The following is an 18,474-nucleotide window of genomic DNA, read 5'->3' as shown; positions in this document are numbered from 1 at the left end:
GTCAGCGCGCCATACGTCAAAGTCTCCCTAAATAAGGCAGGTATATCATGTCCGAACTGAATGAAAAAATGGCGTCAGCCTGGGAAGGATTTAGCGCCGGCGAATGGCAGAACAGCGTCAACGTCCGTGACTTTATCCAGAAAAACTACACACCGTATGAAGGCGACGAATCCTTCCTCGCTGGCGCGACGCCGGCCACAACTAAGCTGTGGGACAGCGTACTTGAAGGCATCAAAATCGAGAACCGCACCCACGCGCCGGTAGATTTTGACACCGATCTGGCTTCAACCATCACCTCTCACGATGCCGGCTACATCAGCAAATCGCTGGAAAAAATCGTTGGCCTGCAAACTGAAGCACCTTTGAAACGTGCCATCATCCCGTTTGGCGGCATCAAAATGGTTGAGGGTTCTTGCAAGGTTTATGGCCGCGAACTTGATCCCGCGCTGAAAAAAGTCTTCACTGATTACCGCAAAACCCATAACCAGGGCGTGTTCGATGTTTACACCCCTGACATCATGCGCTGCCGTAAATCAGGCGTGTTGACGGGTTTACCGGATGCCTATGGCCGCGGTCGTATCATCGGTGACTATCGCCGCGTTGCGCTGTACGGCATCGATTTTCTGATGAAAGACAAAGTTGCGCAGTTCAATTCTCTGCAGAGCGATATGGAGAATGGCGTTGACCTCGAAGCCACCATTCGCCTGCGTGAAGAGATCTCTGAACAGCACCGCGCACTGGGTCAGATCAAAGAGATGGCTGCGAAGTATGGTTCAGATATCTCGCTGCCCGCTACCAATGCTCAAGAAGCCGTTCAGTGGACTTACTATGGCTATCTCGCGGCGGTGAAATCTCAGAACGGTGCGGCAATGTCCTTTGGTCGCGTATCCACCTTCCTTGATGTGTATATCGAGCGCGATATTCAGGCCGGAAAACTGACTGAAGAAGAAGCACAGGAACTGATTGACCATCTGGTGATGAAACTGCGTATGGTGCGCTTCCTGCGTACACCTGAATACGATGAGCTGTTCTCTGGTGACCCAATCTGGGCAACAGAATCACTGGCGGGTATGGGCGTCGATGGCCGTACTCTGGTGACTAAAAGCACCTTCCGTTTCCTGAATACGCTTTACACCATGGGGCCATCTCCGGAGCCAAATATGACCATCCTGTGGTCAGAAAAACTGCCGGTTAACTTTAAGAAATACGCCGCAAAAGTGTCTATCGATACATCCTCATTGCAGTATGAGAATGATGACCTGATGCGTCCTGACTTCGACAACGATGACTATGCTATCGCCTGCTGCGTTAGCCCAATGATTGTCGGTAAGCAGATGCAGTTCTTCGGTGCGCGTGCCAACCTGGCAAAAACCCTGCTGTACGCAATCAACGGTGGCGTTGACGAAAAACTGAAAATGCAGGTGGGTCCGAAAGAAGCACCAATCACTGACGAGATTCTTGATTACGACACCGTGATGGAGCGCCTGGATCACTTCATGGATTGGCTGGCTAAGCAGTACGTCACCTCCCTGAATATCATTCACTACATGCACGATAAGTACAGCTACGAAGCTTCACTGATGGCGCTTCACGATCGTGACGTTTATCGCACCATGGCCTGTGGTATCGCGGGTCTGTCTGTTGCGGCTGACTCACTTTCTGCCATCAAATACGCCAAAGTGAAAACCATCCGTGATGAAGATGGTTTAGCGGTAGACTTTGAAATTGAAGGCGAATATCCGCAATTTGGTAATAACGACTCTCGCGTTGATGACATGGCGTGCGATTTGGTTGAACGTTTCATGAAGAAAATTCAGAAACTGCAAACCTACCGTAACGCGGTGCCAACTCAGTCAGTGCTGACCATCACTTCTAACGTGGTTTACGGTAAGAAAACCGGTAATACGCCAGACGGACGTCGTGCGGGTGCGCCATTCGGTCCGGGTGCTAACCCAATGCACGGCCGTGATCAGAAAGGTGCGGTGGCTTCACTGACCTCCGTCGCGAAACTGCCCTTTGCTTACGCGAAAGACGGCATCTCTTATACTTTCTCCATCGTGCCAAATGCGCTGGGTAAAGATGATAACGTGCGTAAAACCAATCTTGCTGGCCTGATGGATGGATATTTCCACCATGAAGCCAATATTGAGGGCGGTCAGCATCTGAACGTTAACGTGATGAACCGTGAGATGTTGCTGGATGCGATGGAACATCCTGAGAAGTATCCGCAGCTGACCATTCGCGTATCCGGTTATGCTGTGCGCTTCAACTCGCTCACCAAAGAGCAGCAGAAAGATGTAATTACCCGTACGTTCACACAGTCGCTGTAATCGTAGTTCACTGAGATTGAAAGGCTCCTGCGGGAGCCTTTTCTCCACAAGTCCGTTTTGCCAGTTTGCTGGTGCTGGCGACCTGGCAAAATCGACTTTCACTTTTAGAGCACAACATAGATTGTGCTGCCTGATATTCAGGCTCACCTGGAGAACTCATCGCAATGTCAACCATCGGTCGTATCCACTCCTTTGAATCCTGCGGCACCGTTGACGGCCCAGGCATCCGCTTCATTACCTTTTTTCAGGGCTGCCTCATGCGCTGCTTGTATTGCCATAACCGCGATACATGGGACACGCATGGCGGTAAAGAAGTTACCGTTGAAGAGTTGATGAAGGATGCGCTCTCATATCGTCACTTCATGAATGCATCTGGCGGTGGCGTGACGGCGTCGGGTGGCGAAGCGATCTTACAAGCGGAGTTCGTGCGTGACTGGTTCCGCGCTTGCCAGGCAGAAGGCATTCATACCTGTCTCGACACCAACGGCTTTGTTCGTCGCTACGATCCGGTGATCGATGAATTGCTTGATGCCACTGATTTGGTAATGCTCGATTTAAAACAGATTAACGATGATGTGCATCAGATTCTGGTGGGCGTTTCCAATCATCGTACGCTGGACTTTGCGCGCTATCTGCAGAAGAGAGGCAAACGCACCTGGATCCGCTTTGTAGTGGTGCCTGGCTACTCCGATGATGATGACTCCGTTCATCGCTTGGGTGAGTTTACCAAAGATATGGATAACATAGAGAAGATCGAATTGCTGCCTTACCACGAGTTAGGCAAACACAAATGGATCGCCATGGGCGAAGAGTACAAGCTGGATGGTGTTAAGCCGCCGAGCAAGGAAACCATGGAGCGAGTGAAGAATATCCTCGCCAGCTACGGCCATGAAGTGATGTATTAACCGCAAACAAAAGGGGAACCACCGGCTCCCCTTTTTACTATTTCATGGGAATGCGTTAAGCATGTGCGACAGGAGTAGCCTGATGATCGGCTTTGCGCAGTAACATCACCAGATAAACCAGTGCAACTGCAGCAATCATCACAAACAGCAGGCGGTCAGAGTAATTCTGCATCAGCATTGACGTCATTCCCGGCCCCACCAAACTGCCCACGGTATAGCTAAACAGTAACGCCTGATTCATTGCCACTAACTCATGATGCGCGACGGTTTCGCACGCCCAGGACATCGCCACCGGATAAAGTGTAAAACCCGCAAGACCAAGCACAAACAGCGCTGGCGCCATCGCAGTATCACCTAACATAGCAATCGCACCCAGGATAACCACAAACACTTGCACACGCAGCACCATCAGGCGACCAAAGCGATCAGCTAAACGTCCTACCGGCCACTGACCTACAATGCCGGAGCTGACCAGTAACGCCATCCAGTAACCGACGTTTGCATCACTCATGCCCTGATGTGACAGATACAATGGCATCAAGCCATAAAGTGAGCCGAGAACGATACCGGAAATAATGCAGCCATTGATGCCGAGACGAGAACTACGACGACGCAACATAACCCAAAGGCGCCCCGTTGAAGCTTCTTCTGTCGCAGCGCTGGTATTGACATGCACAAACACTACCGGCAATACCGCACAGATAATCAGTGCAGTCACCCATGGAATCACGTGGAGCAGCTCGGTCGACACGCGGCTCACCAGCAACTGGCCTGCAACAGTGCCGAGGTAATAGATGATCATATAAGCCGCCAGCAACTGACCGCGATTACGCACGGTACCGCTGCATAACAAGGCACTCTCAACCACCACCCAAATCAGTGCACAACCGACACCTGCGGTAAAGCGCAGTAATGTCCAGCTATAGAAACCATCCAGTATCACCATGCCCATGGTCGCTACGGCAAAAAGCACGCTGGCGAGGTAAAAACAGCGATTAAAACCATAACGAGTAATCAACCAGCCCGCGAGCAAGGTGCCCAGCAAGTTACCGGTGTAATACGATGAGCTAGCCATTCCCACTTGCCAGGTTGGCAATTGATCATGGGTAAGCCAGAGCGGTACCAGCGTATTAAGCACAGCGATAGACACCGTCATAAGCATTAAGCCGCAAAGCAGCAAAACGACGGGGCGCGACCAGGTTGACATAGGGAATAAAACCAAAAGAGATGACGATAATTGCGCGCAGTTTGCCATCCGCTATCTTAAAGTCAATGTGCAAAAATTCGTCGCCGCACGATTTGCTGCGGAACAATTTATTTTTTTTATCTTCAGAGGGTTAGAAGCATGATGAGGAATACAAGTCTGGCATCTATCTATTTGAATTTACGATTTTTAATGCTTAAGAGCCATTTATTGTCGATAACGTTTATTTCTTATTAATTCCGACTAAAAAATAATTATTTTGCCGCTTAAGAAACAAAAAACCCGGCATTGCCGGGCTTATATAATTGCGCGTTGATTAGCCAACGAATTCCAGTCCGCCCATATAAGGACGTAGTACTTCTGGCACTTCAATGCGGCCATCTGCCTGCTGATAGTTTTCAAGCACAGCCACCAGAGTACGACCCACTGCCAGACCAGAACCGTTCAGCGTGTGCACCAAACGCGGTTTCTTGTCGGTTTTGCTACGGCAGCGCGCCTGCATACGACGAGCCTGGAAATCACCCATGTTGGAGCAAGAGGAGATTTCACGATAGGTGTTTTGTGCTGGCAGCCAAACTTCCAGGTCGTAGGTCTTGGAAGAGCCAAAGCCCATATCGCCGGTGCAAAGCAGCACTTTACGGTATGGCAGATTGAGCAACTGAAGCACTTTCTCAGCATGGCCCACCAACTCTTCCAGTGCATCCATGGAGGTTTCAGGCGCCACAATCTGCACCATTTCCACTTTATCGAACTGGTGCATACGGATTAAACCACGCGTATCGCGCCCGTACGAACCGGCTTCAGAACGGAAGCATGGCGTGTGCGCAGCAAGTTTGAGCGGCAAAGATTCTTCTTCAACGATCTCATCACGCACCAGATTGGTCAGCGGCACTTCAGCGGTAGGGATCAGCGCATAGTTGCTGCTACCCGCTTCTTCGCCCAGCGGCTTGGTATGGAACAAATCTTCACCAAACTTCGGCAGCTGTCCGGTGCCATACAACGTTTCCTGATTCACCAGATACGGAACATAGGTTTCAAGATAACCGTGCTGCTGCGTGTGCAGGTCAAGCATAAACTGGCTAAGCGCACGGTGCAGACGCGCAATCTGGCCCTGCATCACAATGAAACGTGAACCCGTCAATTTCACCGCGGCGGCAAAGTCCAGACCTTTGGCGGCTTCACCCAGCTCAACATGATCTTTCACCGGGAAATCGAACTGGCGCGGCTGGCCCCAGCGGCTGACTTCCTGATTCTCGCTGTCATCTTTACCCAACGGGACTTCGTCAACCGGGAGGTTTGGCAATGCGAGGGCAAAGTCACGAATTTCGTTCTGCAGGGCATCCAGTTCTGCTTTAGCCGCATCCAGGCGTTCGCCCAGCGCGTTCACTTCCTGACGCAGCGGCTCGATGTCTTCCCCACGTGCTTTGGCCTGACCGATGGATTTGGATCGGGAATTACGCTCAGCCTGCAGATTTTCAGTTTCTACCTGCAAGACTTTACGACGCTCTTCAAGCGAACGTAAGGTTTCCACATCCAGTTTAAATCCTCGGCGTGCCAGTTTTTCTGCGACTGCGTCTGGCTCGTTACGCAGCAGGTTGGGATCGAGCATGCTAATCCTGTGTAATAAAAGGTTGATTGAACGAATGGCGGGACTTGCATCCCTATGGAATGCAATGAAATCCTTGCTCACCTTACCGTAAGGTGTTTATCAGCGGTAGCGTTTTATCGGGCTATTTTGATCCTGCTCAGCCAGCCAGGCGAGTTTTTCGCCAATTTTCCCTTCGAGCCCGCGATTAGTCGGTTGATAGTAGCGCGTCTGCGCCATTTCAGGCGGGAAATAGACTTCGCCAGCGGCATAGGCGTTAGTCTCGTCGTGCGCATAACGATACTCTTTGCCCAGCCCCATCTCTTTCATCAATTTGGTTGGGGCGTTGCGTAAATGTTCCGGCACATCGTAGTCAGGAAATTCGCGCGCATCGCGCATCGCGGCTTTGAAAGCGGTGTAAACGGCATTACTTTTGGGTGCACTGGCAAGGTAAACAATCGCCTGCGCAATCGCCCTTTCGCCTTCGGCTGGACCGACGCGCGTAAAGCAATCCCAGGCCGCTAGCGCAACCTGCATGCCGCGCGGATCGGCGTTACCCACATCTTCCGAGGCGATAGCCAGCAAACGGCGGGCGACATACAGCGGATCGCCGCCGGCGGTGATGATTCTTGCATACCAGTAAAGTGCCGCATCGGGTGCTGAACCGCGAACAGACTTGTGCAGAGCGGAGATCAGATCGTAGAAACGATCGCCTTTGTTATCAAAACGCGCCGCCCTTTCACCGGAAACTTCGTTGAGTAATTGTGGCGTTAATTCACGCTGGCCTTCGGCATTGCTTTCAGCCATATCCGCCATCATTTCCAGCGTATTCAATGCCCGACGTGCATCACCGTTCACCAGTTCCGCTATCATACGGCGCGTATTATCCGGCAGCACAATATCGCTTTTGCCATAACCGCGTTCGTCATCCTGCATCGCCTGCAACAGAACCTGTTCAATATCTGCAGTGGTCAGAGACTTGAGTAAATATACGCGGGCACGGGATAGCAGCGCCGAGTTGAGTTCAAACGAGGGATTTTCTGTGGTGGCACCAATAAACGTAATGGTGCCATCTTCAATATGCGGCAGGAAAGCATCCTGCTGACTTTTGTTAAAGCGATGGACTTCGTCGACAAACAGGATGGTGCGTCGACCCACCTGACGATTTTGTCGGGCACGCTCGATCGCTTCACGAATCTCTTTCACGCCAGAAGTGACAGCAGAAATGCGCTCGACATCAGCTTTACCGTAATGGGCGATAATCTCGGCTAATGTCGTTTTCCCTGTCCCAGGCGGTCCCCACAAAATCATCGAATGCAGATGCCCGGCCTCAATGGCGCGCGGCAGCGGTTTACCGGGCTCCAGCAAATGCTGTTGCCCAATGTAGTGTTGCAGCGTCGCCGGCCGCATACGCGCGGCCAGCGGCTGAAACTCATTCGATGGAGCGAAATCCAGAGACAGGTTACTCACCGTGACCTCACTGACGTTGATCGTCCACCGTTACCCCTTTTGGCGGCGTAAAGGTGAATTTGTCTGGGCTAATAGCGCCGTTGTTTTGGCTCTTCAGCTGATAATCGCTGTGCTGGCCATCTTGCTCAATCGCGCTGAACTTATTGATGGTGCCAGACGATGTCACATTGATGGTGAACTGCTTGAGGTTGCCATCACTGCTCTTTGGCGTTAGCTCGAAGTTATCGCCCTGCTGCTTGATGTTGTACTGTTTCCAGTCGCTTGGCTGGTTACGCGCAATCAACATAAACGGCGTGTTGCTGGCTGCATTTTGCAACAGGCTAACGCTGGCTTGTTCAACGAAGGGATTGTAGAACCACAGATTTTTGCCATCAGAAATAATTACGCTTTCATCCGGCGCGGTCATGTGCCAGTTAAACAAGCTTGGGCGCTTCACCCACAGCTCGCCTTCACCGTCCTGCACGTTGGCACCGCTGCCATCGGTCACTTTCTGACTGAAGCTGGCATGGAAGCTGTTCACTTTATTAAGACGCTGTTGCAGATCGCTGGACGCATCCGCCAATACTGATGCGGAAACAAAACTGGCCAACAGGCCACAGGCAATAACGCGTAATTTCATCTGATTCGATTCCTTATTTATTGTTTCCCGACACTTACAGCATTAAACGTAGTTGCCATCCTGTCTCTTCGACAGGAGAAAAAGCCGAAAGCTCCCGAAGATATGGGGATCGACCAACAGATAAACAATGGGCCAGTGTTAACTGGCCCATAAGCAGACAACTGCACGCGATAAATTACATCTCGTGTGGCGGCGGCGAAAGCACTTCGCGGTTGCCGTTATGTCCCGGTTCAGAAACGATGCCCTGCGCTTCCATCTGCTCGATGATACGTGCGGCACGGTTATATCCGATACGGAACTGGCGCTGAACTCCAGAAATGGAGGCTCGGCGTTTTTCCACCACGAAAGAGACCGCCTGATCAAACAGCGGATCCAGCTCTTCATCGCCCATCATTCCGCCAGCTGCACTCTCGCTCTCTTCACCAGCAGTAATGCTTTCGATGTATTGCGGGCGACCGCGTGCTTTCCAGTCCTGAACCACCGCATGCACTTCCTGATCGCGCACGAATGCACCATGCACACGTACAGGCATTGAGGAGTTTGGCGGCATGTACAGCATGTCACCCATCCCCAGCAGCGATTCTGCACCGCCCTGATCGAGGATGGTACGTGAGTCGATCTTGCTGGAAACGGTGAAGGCGATACGCGTCGGTATGTTGGCTTTGATCAGACCGGTAATCACATCAACCGACGGACGCTGTGTCGCCAGCACCAGGTGAATACCCGCCGCTCGCGCTTTCTGAGCCAGACGAGCAATCAACTCTTCGACTTTCTTACCGACCGCCATCATCAGATCGGCAAATTCATCGACCAGCACCACGATATAAGGCAGTTTTTCCAGCACCGGAGGTGTGGTGTCCATGCTATCGCCCGGTTTCCAGAACGGATCCGGAATCGGTCGACCCATCGCGGCAGCCTGCTCAATCTTCTCGTTATAGCCGGCCAGATTACGCACGCCCAGCGCAGACATCAGTTTATAGCGACGCTCCATTTCACCAACACTCCAGCGCAGCGCATTGGCCGCATCTTTCATGTCTGTAACCACTTCGGTCAGCAAGTGAGGGATGCCTTCGTAGACTGACAGCTCGAGCATTTTCGGGTCGATCATGATAAAGCGCACTTCTTCCGGCGTGGCTTTATACAGCATGCTAATGATCATGGTGTTAACGCCCACTGATTTACCGGAACCGGTGGTACCGGCAACCAGCAAGTGCGGCATTTTCGCCAAATCAGCCACCACCGGCTGGCCAGCAATGTCTTTACCCAACACCACTGCAAGCGGTGACGGGTTTTCACGGAATTTAGGGCAATCCAGTACTTCGCGCAGATAAACGGTTTGACGATGTTTATTTGGCAGTTCAAGCCCGACGTAAGGCTTGCCTGGAATCACTTCCACCACGCGCACGGCAACCGCAGACAGAGAACGCGCCAGATCACGCGACAAGTTAGAAATACGGGAAGCTTTAACGCCTGGCGCTAAATCGAGCTCGAAGCGGGTAATGACCGGACCAGGTGAAATACCTACAACCTCCGCCTTTACTCGATAATCAGCCAGGCGTGCTTCAACCAGCCGCGCGGTTTGCTCCAGCGCAAACATATCCACCGGCTCTTCTTCTGCCGGTGGTGACGTGAGCAGATCCAGCGTGGGCAGCGGCGTAGAAGGTTTTTCCAGCGGCTGTTCATGGCGAACCAGGAACGGATGGAACAAGCTGTCCTGCACAGGCGCAGCAGGTTTCACTGGTGCAGGTGGCGCAGAATAGGCTTCCTGTTCCGGCGACGACCATGGGCTGGATTCAGCACTCAACGACGGCATTGCCGCTGGCTCCGGCGCAGCAGGTTGTTGCCACGGCGCGGGCTCTTCCGGCTCTGGCGATGCAGAAATAGTGAACAGTGGCTCGCTCGGGCTATCGTCGACCAAATCTTTCATTGGTGAAAAATCAAAAGCAGACGACGTATCCAGATTAAATACCGGTGCTTCCTTCACTTCAGGTTCGGTATAGCGTTGCTGCTGCTGATCGGCGAACTGACGTGCAAGTTGAGCCTGCTGCAATGCATCCTCATCATCAGGCTCAGACGCTTCCTGCCAGCTTTCACCGTAACGATTCTGCTGCTGCGACGCGAAGGCTTCACGCAACTGCGCCTCTTGCAGCTCAACATCCTCTTCCTGTGGAGGAACGCTGTAAGACGCAGTGACTTCCGGCTGTTGCTGCTCAGCATCTTTAGCCTGTTCTTCCGCCATGCGCTGCGAGGGCAACTTAATGCCGTACGAAGCTAACTCACGTCGTGTTGGCAACTTAACTTTGTTTGGACGCGGCAACTCTGGACCAATGCCCTGCTTCACCTGCGGGTTGTAATCACGCTCAGGTACGATATCGAAGGCAGGTGAATAAGCAGCAGGTGATGTCGCTGCTTTGACTGCTCCAGCGGCAAGTGAAGCGGCGGCGAGACTGTTTAAAGGTGCAGAAGATGAAGCGGCATCCTGCCAGTTGCCCATGCTCGGGCCCTCATCGTCATCAGCCGGCGAAAACGGTGAAGGTGCTGCTTCACCTGGGATCTCGAAACGATAGAGCGGAGCAGAAGGCTGCGCGATTGGTTGTTGTGCTGCAGCAACAGGCTGAGGAGCCGGAATCGACTGAGCCGTGGCTTCGGCAACGCGTGGCATTGCGTCGGGTTCAGCAGATGCGGCTGGAGCAGGCTGCATAGCAGCTGGAGTTTGCTGTGCAGCTGGAGTTTGCTGTGCAGCTTGCGTAGTAACCGCAATTGCAGCGGCAGTTGCCGCACTCGCCTTCGCCAGCAGCGGATCGTCGCTCAACTCCGCAGCAACCGGTTCGCTCACCTTGCGCGGTTGAGCTAACAAGACATCATCGTCGTCATTAACGGAGTGTGCAGCATGCATCGGAGGCGACACCTCATCAGCAAGCTCTTCGTCGTCGTATTCTTCTTCCTGCCAGGGTTCGTCATGTCGTGAACGATTGCTGGCAAAGGTCAGAACACCCATCACCACGCCGCCGATCTTCTCGGCAATCGTCAGCCATGACCATCCGGTATAAAGCGTGATGCCGGCAGCCCAGACGCACAGCAGCGTCAAGGTGCCGCCAGCCGAACTGAACCACGGTGCCATCGCATTGCTGACCAGGCTGCCGATTACGCCGCCGGAAGCAAAATACCAGATGTCATCTACGTTGAGCGCCGCCAGACCACAGGTCGTTACCACCAAGGCCAGCACGCCAATCAGGCGTAAACCAACGGCAAAGTAGTCGATGTAATCCTGACGATCACGTTGGCGGAAGGTGATCCAACACAGACCAATAATGACGGGAGGAATGGCGTAGGCCATCACGCCAAAGATGAACAATAGCGTATCGGCCAGCCATGCGCCGACGCTACCACCCAGATTATGGATAGGTTCGTGCCATGCGGTTTGTGACCAGCTTGGATCTGACGGGTTAAAACTAACCAGCGACACCATCAAATAGATGGCGAACAAGGCCACAAGAATGAGCAACGCTTCCAGCAGACGACGTCCACTGCTCAGCGGTTGTAACGAAACATCTTTATCTTCTGTATATTCCTGGCTCAAGAGAACTCTCCAGGTGCCTGTAAATTAAGAAGGCAACAACGTCGGGCATGCCCGACGCTGGTCCTGTATGAATTCACAGGAGTGTACCGAAATCCTGCAAGCTTTGCACCTGCCCTGCACTACCGGGTTTTGATCACCAGACGATTGCTCTGTTTGACCTCTTCCATCACCACGTAAGTTCGGGTGTCGTTTACGCCCGGCAGACGCAGCAAGGTCTCACCCAGTAGTTTACGATAAGCGGACATATCCGGTACGCGGGTTTTCAGCAGGTAGTCAAAATCACCGGAAACAAGGTGACATTCTTGAGTTTCCTCAAGTTTTTGCACGGCGGCGTTAAATTGTTCAAACACATCTGGCGCACCACGATTCAGAGTAATCTCAACGAAAACCAGCAGTGAAGCATCCAGATAATGCGGGTTGAGCTGCGCGGTGTAGCCCAGAATGAAGCCTTGACGCTCGAGGCGGCGCACGCGCTCAAGACATGGAGTTGGCGATAATCCAACACGTTTGGAAAGCTCGACATTAGAAATTCGACCGTCTTTCTGCAGTTCATTCAGAATATTTCTGTCGATACGATCTAAATCTTTTCCGGGGCGTTTCTTATTGTCTACCATTATTATTGTCTCTCTTAATTCCTTCCCTTAACCTGCCACACCCTGAAAACGCTCATTGTTCAGGGCCTTACTGAAGTGAAGACCATAAGCCTGTGCAGTAACGCGTCCATCCGTATGACGCATGTTGTCTGTCCACATCATGCGTCACTACCAATGTCAGGCTGAGTTTATTCGGCTAAACAGACCAAAACAGAAATGAAATTCTGTTTTGAATCGCTAAATATTCTCTGCTTCTCCCAATGTTTTCGCAAAAGCGCAGGCGATTGTCAAAGTAAAACATCCAAATTCAGTACAAGATGCCAGATAGAGTTCTGGGTTGCTGTTTTTAAATGAGAATTTTTATGCTGCTGCACCACTAATTGCCGAGCATTGCCCCCTTTTGGCGCAACGCGCGTGCAAAACTTGCACTCATCGTCTACGCCGCTCGCAGTGATTGTTAACAAAATTGCTGGAGCCTTTTTTTGCGGCGTTAATTTCCCTACAATCAAAAACTATGTTGTCAGAAAAAAATTGAGGAACGCATGAGTACGGCCAAACACAGTAAGCTGCTCATTCTGGGCTCCGGCCCTGCCGGTTATACTGCTGCGGTATATGCAGCGCGCGCTAACCTGAATCCGGTGTTAATTACCGGACTGGAGAAAGGAGGTCAGCTCACCACCACCACCGAAGTGGAGAACTGGCCAGGCGATGCAAACGATCTGACCGGTCCAGCGTTGATGGAGCGCATGCAGGAGCATGCCGAGAAATTCAACACCGAGATCATTTTTGACCACATTCATACCGTCGATTTGCAGAACCGTCCGTTCCGTCTGGTCGGCGACAGCGGTGAATACACTGCTGATGCGTTGATCATCGCCACTGGCGCATCGGCACGTTATCTCGGCTTGCCATCAGAAGAAGCGTTCAAAGGCAAAGGCGTCTCTGCTTGTGCGACCTGCGACGGCTTCTTCTACCGCAATCAGAAAGTTGCCGTCATTGGTGGCGGTAACACTGCCGTTGAAGAAGCGCTTTATCTGGCTAACATTGCTGCAGAAGTGCATCTGATTCACCGTCGCGACAGTTTCCGCGCTGAGAAAATCCTTATTGACCGTCTGATGGAAAAAGTGCGCAATGGCAACATCGTGCTGCACACCGACCGCACGCTGGATGAAGTGGTTGGCGATCAAATGGGCGTGACGGGCTTGAAACTGCTGTCTACCAAAGGTGAAGCGGCTGAATCACTGGACGTCGCTGGTTTGTTTGTCGCCATCGGCCACAGTCCAAATACCGCAATTTTTGATGGTCAGCTGGATTTGGAAAATGGCTACATCAAAGTGCAGTCTGGTCTGCACGGCAACGCCACGCAAACCAGCATCCCAGGCGTGTTCGCTGCCGGCGATGTGATGGATCATATTTATCGCCAGGCAATTACCTCTGCCGGTACCGGCTGTATGGCGGCGTTGGATGCGGAACGCTTCCTCGATGGACTGGTTAAAAACGATAAGTAAGTTGTTAATAACCTGATCATAATCGCTAAAAGGCGGCCAGTTTTGGTCGCCTTTTTTGTTACCTGCGTGCTACAGTTCACGCGCCCGATATTGCTGGGTTTTCATCCGGGATTTACATCTCTTTTGAGTTACCAAACGGCATCGCATGAACAAATCACGGCAACAAGAACTTCTCCGCTGGCTCCGTCAGCAACGTCATCACGGTGCGCGCAACTTACGTGCGGCTTCGCTGCTGGGTTTTGCTGGCGCATTGGTCATTATCGCCCAAGCCTGGTTACTGGCTTCGCTGCTGCAAAATCTGCTTGTCGCACAGCAACCGCGCGCATCACTGCTCACCGATTTTCTGTTGCTGCTGCTGTGCTTTGTTTTGCGCGCCGGATTGCATTACGCCCGCGAAATGGCAGGACATCGCGCCGGCGTTGCCATTCGCCGTGCGCTGCGTCAGCAGGTTCTGGATCGACTCAATGTGCTCGGTCCCGCCTGGATTCAAGGTAAGCCAGCAGGCAGTTGGGCTACGCTGCTGCTCGAACAAATCGAAGAGATGCAGGAATACTACGCGCGGTATCTGCCTCAGATGTCGCTGGCACTCTTTATTCCGTTAGCCATATTGATCGCCATTTTTCCAATTAACTGGGCGGCGGGATTGATTCTGCTGGTCACCGCGCCACTGATTCCCCTATTTATGGCGATGGTTGGCATGGGCGCTGCAGATGCCAATCGCCGCAACTTTGTTGCTCTCGCCCGGCTAAGTGGTGATTTTTACGATCGTCTGCGTGGACGTGAAACGCTGCGCCTGTTCTATCGCGCTGCGGCAGAGCAAGAAGCAATTGCCGCCAGCACCACCGATTTTCGGCAACGTACCATGGAAGTATTACGCCTGGCGTTTCTCTCATCTGCCGTGCTGGAATTTTTTGCCTCACTGGCGATTGCTGTCGTCGCGGTCTATTTCGGTTTTTCTTATCTCGGCGAACTGAATTTTGGTCATTACAGCACCGGCGTAACGCTGTTTGCTGGTTTCCTGGCACTTATTCTGGCGCCTGAATTTTTCCAGCCGTTGCGCGACTTAGGCACCTTTTATCACGCCAAAGCGCAAGCGATTGGCGGAGCTGATGCGCTGGACCAGTTTCTACGCGAAAGTCCCGATCCACACGAAGAGCATGCTTCTCGCGAGCTTTCTCTCACTACACCGCTGCATATTCAGGCTCTGAATTTGGTGGTCATGACTGCTGGCGGTGAAGCGCTCTCTCAATCGCTCAATTTCACTCTCGATACTGGTAAACGTGTAGCGCTGGTAGGACAAAGCGGTGCAGGCAAAACCGCGCTGATGAACGTCTTGCTGGGTTTCCTGCCTTATCAAGGTTCACTGCAGGTTAATGGGCAGGAGCTGCGTGATATCAACCGCGATAGCTGGCAACAATATATTGCCTGGGTTGGCCAAAATCCGCATTTACCCGCGCAAACGCTACGCGAAAACCTGCTGCTTAATAGCCCCATTGATGACGCGACGCTCATGTCGGTTCTGCAGCGCGCGGGCGTTGACGAGTTTTTAGATCGTCTGCCAAACGGATTAGATACTCTTTTAGGCGATGGCGGCGTGGGGCTTTCCGTCGGTCAGGCGCAGCGTATTGCCGTGGCGCGTGCGCTGCTTAAACCGGCACAACTGCTATTGCTTGATGAGCCCGGTTCTGGGCTGGATAGCCAAAGTGAGCAACATGTTATCCGCGCACTGCAGCAGGCGGCCACCCAGCAGACCACGCTGATGATCACGCATCAACTCAACGAGCTCCCTAGCTGGGATGAAGTGTGGGTGATGCAGGCCGGGCAACTGGTGCAACAAGGTCCCTGGCAGCAGCTGATTGAACAAGATGGACCTTTGCGTGAAATGGCGCAGCATCGTCAGAAGGAGATCGCATAATGAATAATTTGTTGCCTTTCCTGCGTCTGTTTAGCCGTCATCCATGGCGTTTGGGACTTGGCATCATTCTCGCCATTATCACTTTGCTTGCCAGTATCGGATTGCTGACTTTATCCGGCTGGTTCCTTGCCGCCTCTTCGCTGGCGGGCGTAGCGGGACTTTATACGTTCAACTATATGTTGCCCGCTGCCGGCGTGCGAGGCGCGGCGATCACGCGCACGGCTGCACGTTATTTTGAGCGCCTCGTGAGCCACGATGCCACCTTCCGCGTGCTGCAACATTTGCGCGTATTCACCTTCAGCAAAGTCATCGCCCTATCGCCGGAACAGCTGGCTCGTTTTCGTCATGGCGAATTGCTCAACCGTTTTGTCAGCGACGTGGATACACTCGATCATCTTTACCTGCGAGTGATCTCGCCGTTAATCGGTGCAGCGGTGGTAATTGTGGTGGTCACCTGCGGTTTGGCGCTGCTGGATGTACCGTTAGCTTTGCTGCTCGGCGGTATGATGCTTTTGACGCTGTTGCTCATGCCGCCGCTGTTTTGGCGGCTTGGCACCTCAGCCGGACACCAAATCGCCCAGCATCAGGCCAACTGGCGCATGCAGTTGACGCACTGGATTACTGGCCTGTCTGAGCTGAAAATTTATGGTGCAGCACAACAGTGGCGCGACCAACTTGATAGCGATGAACAGAAGTGGCAACAGGCGCAACGCAGACAACATTGCCTGCAGGCGCTGGCGCAAAGTCTGTTGCTGGTCATCAGCGGCGCGACGGTTACGCTGTTGCTATGGATTTCCGCGAATGGCGTGGGTGGAAACAGTTCGCCGGGCGCATTGATCGCGCTGTTTGTGTTCTGCGGACTGGCGGCGTTTGAAGCGCTGGCCCCGGTTGCCGGAGCGTTTCTGCCGCTGTCGCAGGTGACCAGCGCCGCTAAACGGGTACAGGAAATCATTGAACAGCCCGCCGCGATCCGTTTTCCCAGCGCAAAAATCATTAGCCCATCAGGTATCAGCCTGAAAATGGAAAACATCCGCTTCAGCTATCCGCAGCGCCCCGAACCGGTGTTGCAGCATTTTTCCCTATCGTTAAATGCAGGTGAGCATTTGGCGCTGCTCGGTCCAACCGGCTGCGGCAAATCCAGTCTGCTGGCGCTGATTACCCGCGGTTGGGAAGCGCAGCAAGGTTCAATTAGCCTCAACGATAGCGATCTTGCCGCCTGGGATGAAGCTTCATTGCGTAGCCGCATTAGCGTGGTAACACAGCGCGTGCATCTGTTCAGCCAAACGCTGCGCGACAATCTGCTATTGGCAAAACCCGATGCCAGCGATGAGCAACTGGAAGACGCGTTGAGTAAGGTGGGTCTGGCCCATCTCGCCGAACACAAAGAAGGATTGAATGCGTGGATGGGCGACGGCGGTCGACCGTTGTCCGGCGGCGAACTGCGTCGTCTGGCAATAGCGCGTGCCCTGCTGCATGATGGCGATTTGTGGCTGCTGGATGAACCCACCGAAGGTTTGGATGCCAACACCGAGCAGCAAATTCTGGCGTTATTGCAACACGTCACCCGCGGCAAGACGCTGATTATGGTGACGCATCGCTTAAGTGGTTTAGACGCCATGGACCGCATTTGCGTTATGGATCAGGGACAAATTATCGAATCCGGTTCGCACGCCGAATTAATCTCAAAAGCAGGCCGCTACTGGCGTTTCCATCAGCGCTTTACGCTATAGTCTTAGCCAACAGCCCTGAGTGTGATTGATGCAATGAGACTGATACAGCTTTCACGAGATTCATTAAATTTCCCACCACCGGAAATGGCGCTGCGCGAGCCCAATGGATTATTGGCGATGGGCGGCGATCTCTCCCCTGCCCGCCTAATGAATGCTTATCAGCAAGGCATTTTTCCGTGGTTTTCTCCTGGCGATCCGATTCTCTGGTGGTCGCCGGATCCCCGCGCGGTCATGCTGCCAGAATCTTTCCATCTCAGCCGCAGTATGGCGCGCTTCCATAAGCGCTCACCGTATCGCGTCACCATGAATCATGCGTTTCCGCAGGTGCTGGAAGGCTGCGCCAGCGGCCGTCAGGAAGGGACATGGATCACTTTCGAAGTGAAACGTGCGTGGTTGCGGTTGTACGAACTGGGCCATGCACATTCGATTGAAGTCTGGTGCGAGCAGCAACTGGTCGGCGGGATGTATGGCCTGGCGCTGGGGCAAATTTTTTGCGGTGAATCGATGTTCAGCCGTCAGGAAAATGCCTCGAAAACCGCGCTCTGGGTATTCGCACAACATTTTCAGGCGCATCAGGGCCGGCTGATTGATTGTCAGGTGCTGAATCCGCATACCGCTTCCCTCGGTGCGGTGGAAATTCCTCGCGTTGATTATCTGCAGTACGTGCAAACGCTGGCGTGGCAACCGGTTTCCGAGAGTTGCTGGCACACACAAACCCTTTTTTGACATCGGTCACCGATGTTTTGCACACAATTCCCGACAAAAGTGATACAATAAGCGAGTTTGGTATGTCGTCCGCGCTTCGCTGTGGCGAGCCGGAATTGCCAGGTTGGGAATCTCACACATTTCCCGAAGCTGTTTTGATTGTGCAACTGATGCCGATTGCTACAGATTCTTAGCCCGCTAATCCCCCGCAGACGTCAAAAAACACCCTAATTTATCCGTACTGCACGCGCAACGGCGCGACGCACGGCGAAGCGTTGGCAAAATCATCAACGGTTCTTTACATAAATCATGGAATTCGGCATTATCTTG

General features: G+C 52.8%; 12 protein-coding genes. 6 read left to right on the top strand and 6 right to left on the bottom strand.

Annotated features, from left to right (window positions below):
- Positions 1 to 47: 47 nt before the first annotated feature.
- Both pflB and pflA read left to right on the top strand, forming a co-directional pair.
- On the top strand, positions 48 to 2,330 hold the full coding sequence (gene pflB, locus PO881_RS06670; RefSeq protein WP_192413872.1) for a formate C-acetyltransferase: 2,283 nt from the start codon (positions 48 to 50) through the stop codon (positions 2,328 to 2,330).
- Positions 2,331 to 2,494: 164 nt separating this feature from the next.
- A complete protein-coding gene (gene pflA, locus PO881_RS06665) occupies positions 2,495 to 3,235 on the top strand; it encodes a pyruvate formate lyase 1-activating protein (protein ID WP_101760963.1) in 741 nt (246 codons plus the stop codon).
- Positions 3,236 to 3,290: 55 nt separating this feature from the next.
- On the opposite strand, the gene PO881_RS06660 is transcribed toward pflA, so the two are convergent.
- The 6 genes from PO881_RS06660 to lrp form a co-directional block, all read right to left on the bottom strand.
- Positions 3,291 to 4,442: an MFS transporter gene (locus tag PO881_RS06660; protein WP_101760964.1), complete on the bottom strand. Its 1,152-nt coding sequence runs from the start codon at positions 4,440 to 4,442 to the stop codon at positions 3,291 to 3,293.
- Between the two features lie 313 nt (positions 4,443 to 4,755).
- The gene (gene serS, locus PO881_RS06655) at positions 4,756 to 6,048 is read right to left on the bottom strand and encodes a serine--tRNA ligase (protein ID WP_280172638.1); all 1,293 of its coding nucleotides are present in this window, start codon (positions 6,046 to 6,048) and stop codon (positions 4,756 to 4,758) included.
- A 99-nt stretch (positions 6,049 to 6,147) separates the two neighbouring features.
- On the bottom strand, positions 6,148 to 7,494 hold the full coding sequence (locus PO881_RS06650) for a replication-associated recombination protein A (RefSeq protein WP_280172637.1): 1,347 nt from the start codon (positions 7,492 to 7,494) through the stop codon (positions 6,148 to 6,150).
- 7 nt (positions 7,495 to 7,501) lie between these two features.
- Positions 7,502 to 8,113: an outer membrane lipoprotein chaperone LolA gene (lolA, locus tag PO881_RS06645; RefSeq protein WP_008102417.1), complete on the bottom strand. Its 612-nt coding sequence runs from the start codon at positions 8,111 to 8,113 to the stop codon at positions 7,502 to 7,504.
- Positions 8,114 to 8,288: 175 nt separating this feature from the next.
- Complete coding sequence (locus tag PO881_RS06640; RefSeq protein ID WP_280172636.1) at positions 8,289 to 11,693, bottom strand: DNA translocase FtsK 4TM domain-containing protein; 3,405 nt, start codon at positions 11,691 to 11,693, stop codon at positions 8,289 to 8,291.
- Between the two features lie 119 nt (positions 11,694 to 11,812).
- The gene (lrp, locus tag PO881_RS06635) at positions 11,813 to 12,307 is read right to left on the bottom strand and encodes a leucine-responsive transcriptional regulator Lrp (protein WP_006118610.1); all 495 of its coding nucleotides are present in this window, start codon (positions 12,305 to 12,307) and stop codon (positions 11,813 to 11,815) included.
- 521 nt (positions 12,308 to 12,828) lie between these two features.
- Here lrp and trxB point away from each other — a divergent pair.
- The 4 genes from trxB to aat all read left to right on the top strand — a co-directional run bounded on the left by trxB (position 12,829) and on the right by aat (position 18,165).
- Positions 12,829 to 13,794, top strand: a complete 966-nt coding sequence (gene trxB, locus PO881_RS06630; RefSeq protein WP_061717155.1) for a thioredoxin-disulfide reductase — start codon at positions 12,829 to 12,831, stop codon at positions 13,792 to 13,794.
- Positions 13,795 to 13,939: 145 nt separating this feature from the next.
- Entirely contained in the window at positions 13,940 to 15,709 is a 1,770-nt protein-coding gene (gene cydD, locus PO881_RS06625) for a cysteine/glutathione ABC transporter permease/ATP-binding protein CydD (RefSeq protein ID WP_217547090.1), read from the top strand.
- Entirely contained in the window at positions 15,709 to 17,439 is a 1,731-nt protein-coding gene (gene cydC / locus PO881_RS06620; protein ID WP_280172635.1) for a cysteine/glutathione ABC transporter ATP-binding protein/permease CydC, read from the top strand. The genes cydD and cydC overlap by 1 nt, the downstream gene beginning before the upstream one ends.
- Before the next feature lie 33 nt (positions 17,440 to 17,472).
- Positions 17,473 to 18,165 (top strand): leucyl/phenylalanyl-tRNA--protein transferase, encoded by a 693-nt coding sequence (gene aat / locus PO881_RS06615; protein WP_110865834.1) that lies wholly within the window; start codon positions 17,473 to 17,475, stop codon positions 18,163 to 18,165.
- Positions 18,166 to 18,474: the final 309 nt, after the last annotated feature.

Source organism: Pantoea sp. SS70 (assembly GCF_029866845.1).
Lineage (GTDB): Bacteria > Pseudomonadota > Gammaproteobacteria > Enterobacterales > Enterobacteriaceae > Pantoea > Pantoea leporis.
The sequence above is the reverse complement of the archived record's forward strand: the minus strand, read 5'-3'. Positions and strand labels throughout refer to the sequence as shown.